This is a genomic window from Pseudomonas sp. P5_A12 (assembly GCF_056400685.1).
On sequence record NZ_JBFUKU010000430.1, the window covers coordinates 1 to 3,379 of the forward strand.

2 protein-coding genes and 1 pseudogene are annotated in these 3,379 nt (G+C 43.7%); all 3 read left to right on the top strand.

What is annotated here, in order from left to right; translation table 11 throughout:
- A pseudogene (locus AC1DSG_RS29295) lies at positions 1 to 698 on the top strand (hypothetical protein); the annotation flags it as partial.
- A 25-nt stretch (positions 699 to 723) separates the two neighbouring features.
- Positions 724 to 2,796, top strand: a complete 2,073-nt coding sequence (locus AC1DSG_RS29300; protein ID WP_477793988.1) for a hypothetical protein — start codon at positions 724 to 726, stop codon at positions 2,794 to 2,796.
- A gap of 1 nt (position 2,797) precedes the next feature.
- Positions 2,798 to 3,217 (top strand): hypothetical protein, encoded by a 420-nt coding sequence (locus AC1DSG_RS29305; RefSeq protein WP_477793989.1) that lies wholly within the window; start codon positions 2,798 to 2,800, stop codon positions 3,215 to 3,217.
- Positions 3,218 to 3,379: the final 162 nt, after the last annotated feature.

The window sequence follows — 3,379 nt, forward strand, 5'->3', positions numbered from 1 at the left end:
GGCTTGATACCGTGGCCAAAATTGGAGATAGCAGTTTAGAACCATGTGCAAGCCGTTTCTTTCATACTCGTGCTAAAAGGATGTCAACAGCATTGCGCCGGTCTACCGGAACGCCTGTGCGGTCTAATCGCACGAATGGTTTTATTGTGGAGAATGCATACCGATTTAGATATACGAGAGCGCGCCAACTCGCAAGATTAGGGGTGCCAAGATCGACATTAAGCTTCTGGCTTGGACATGAATACCATGAATCCCTCGATGCTTATTATGATGACCCAGCAGAGAGATCTAGAGCCCTAAACGATGGGATTTCAAATATCATGGCTCCGCTTGCTCAGGCATTTCGGGGACGCTTGATTACAAATAAACTTGAAGCTACGCGTGCATCAGACGCGTCCAGTGTAATTGAACTGGATGGGAATGATGATTATGCAGTCGGCAATTGCGGCAGCGAAGGATATTGCTCCGCATCGGTACCCATTCCTTGCTATCGATGCACTAAATTCGAGCCTTGGTTAGACGGCCCCCATGAAGAAGTCCTAGCGAGGCTTCTAGCGCGCCAAAATGAAGAAAATATGACGCCCCTCCCTGGATCCGGAAGGAGGATTTTGACTCCTTTACAACTGGATCGCGACATTCAAGCCGTTATTGCCGTAATAAATCACTGCGATAAAGTAAAGCTTATTAACAAGAAATAACGGCATCTAAAATTGCGTGAGTTATATGATTATCTCAGAATTTCAACCGCCAGCAACATATGCATCTCAAGTCTACAATAATCTTGAAACGTTCATCACTCATGCAAAATACGAAATTAGGCTTTGGAGTGATTTTCCTAGTTTCGACTGGAGCAGTCCAAAATGGCCAACGCACCACAATCCTGTCAGATTCTGCAATATACAAGGAATTCGCAATAGCCCACACAAACCCATCACGGATTCGGACGAACTGTCCTCTCCCTTCATAGATTTTGCCAAAGCATACTTGCGCTACACTCAACACCAGAAAAAAACGAAAGTCTTTAGAAGAGGCATGACAGCAATGAGACTTTTGGAACACGCACTGATTCAAGATTTAGGGTGTGCGGACATCAGTCGTGTAGAAGCACGCCATTTCACATCTGCTTGCATCTCCATTCAGACATTCGGCTATCAGGATACAAGTGGAATTGGAGCATGCCTCGAAAAGCTAGCACAAGATATATCCGTCCTCAACCTGAGCATAGCAGAAACATGCAACTGGAAACACCCTTATGTCGGCGTTCACTCTACCCATTTAAAAAACAAACATCTCTCTCAGGAAGAACGCCAAGCAAAACTTCCTGACGATGAAGGACTATTAGCTCTTGCAGAAATTTTTTCAAATGGTTACTCATCAGAACAAGATGACGAAGACGTTTTTATATCAACCATCACATGTTTACTTCTCTCCGCGCCTATGAGGATATCCGAGCTAGGGCGCTTTAGCAAAACTGTTTATAAAGTCACACCGGACAAGTTTGGCATAGAACAAGGACACTTAAATTACTGGTCTCCAAAGACAGGGGAATATGCAACAAAGGAAATACCTACTGTTATTTGCACGCATACCGAAGCAGCGATCACGAGGCTAATGAAAATTACCGAAGAAGGAAGACGCTTAGCAGAACATTATGAAAAAAACAACTTTAGGTTTTACCGACATTCACAGTGCCCTTCGGTAGGCGATGACGAATTACTTACCTCGCTGCAAATCGCTCAGGCACTCGGGTACAACAGCCCCAGCATGGCGAGTGGTTTTATACACAGCATCACTGGCAAATACACTTTAAAAGAATGGACTTTGAGCAAGCTTTGGAGGGAGGTAATTCTCGTGCGACACAAACAATTAAACCCGCACTTTCCATACCAGCTATCCGCCACCGAAAATAGTGGTGCCAGGATAAAAATGTCTAATGCCGTCATATGTCTTCGCTACAGACAGCTTTCGTCTCATCAACGTACAAGCCCAATATTACTCTCACCTTACACCTCAAGTTGCTATTCGCTACGCGTCAGCGGAGCCATACAAAAACGTGAGACCAAGAGCGTAAGCATGAGCATTTTTTTGAAGCATGGATATCCGAACACCAAAATCAGATCTCATGAAATGCGCCACTTTTTGAATACTTTAGGGCAAGAAGCTGGCGTTCCAATGGAAGCCATTACTCAGTGGAGTACAAGAGCATCGAATGCTCAGACGAGGACATATATGCACATGTCCTCAGAACGAAAGGCTGCAAAAATATCAGAGGCAAGAGGGAAAAACGTAACACAATCATTACCACCAGTAACAGAGGCAGATTATAACTTAAGAAATAAAGGCCCTTTGATTAGTACAAGATATGGCATTTGCTTGCATCCATGGACAGTAACCCCCTGCACCAAACATGCGGACTGCTTAAATTGTAATGAGCTTCTTATATGTAAAGGACACAAGCGTTCAAATGAGGCCATTATTGAAGAGCGAAATCGCGTCTACGAAAATTTTACGGCGGCAAAAAACAGGATTGAAAAAGGCGAAAAGGTAGCGAACAGATGGTTTGAGGCGCACAAAAAAAATCTGGAGCGCCTAAACTTACTCGTTGAAACGTTAAGTAGCACGAAAATTCCTCATGGAAGCCCAATTAGAATTCTAGAAAACGCCTTTACACACGAGGACAGAATCCTAGACTCAATCAAATCAAATGAAAAAACTTCAACAATTAAAATACATGATGCAGAGCTAGACTACCACGCAGATGTTTTAGACTGCCTTAAACTTTTATCTGAGGAGTGATATGTCTATCGCGATCAGCCAACAACAGCTTATAGCTATCGCCAATATGATTAGAGGCTGGCCGAACTCTGAGAAACTAACTTGGGATAGTATTTGTTTGAACGCAAAAATAGAGTTGGATTTCATTCCTACCCGCCAAGCGCTAGCAAACAAAGCAATAATAGTAAACGCTTATAAAGCAAAAAAAAGAGAGCTAAAGGCGCGCACCAACACCCTTAGTTCTATCGCAACGCCCAAAAGCATGAACGCCGCAATAGAAACCATCATTCATTTAAAAAAAGAAAACGAACTTCTAAAAACGGAATTATCCGCAATGGCGGAGATTGCGCAGCTCTTCATTCATAACGTTCACTTACTTCATGGAATGACAAAAGCCCAGCTAATGAAACCGTTTCTAAAAATTTCTAGAAAAAATTTATAGAGATTATTTTTCGGGACGACGAGGCGGAGGTTAGCTTGGAGATAAGAGCGTTTATTACGCGATATCCAAACGCTGCCTGGGCATCGTGGGATGATGATGCAAGACGGCTGGAGCGAGACGCAGGGTCTACTGCGTGCCCTTCCCTGCTCCGGTCTGCAACAC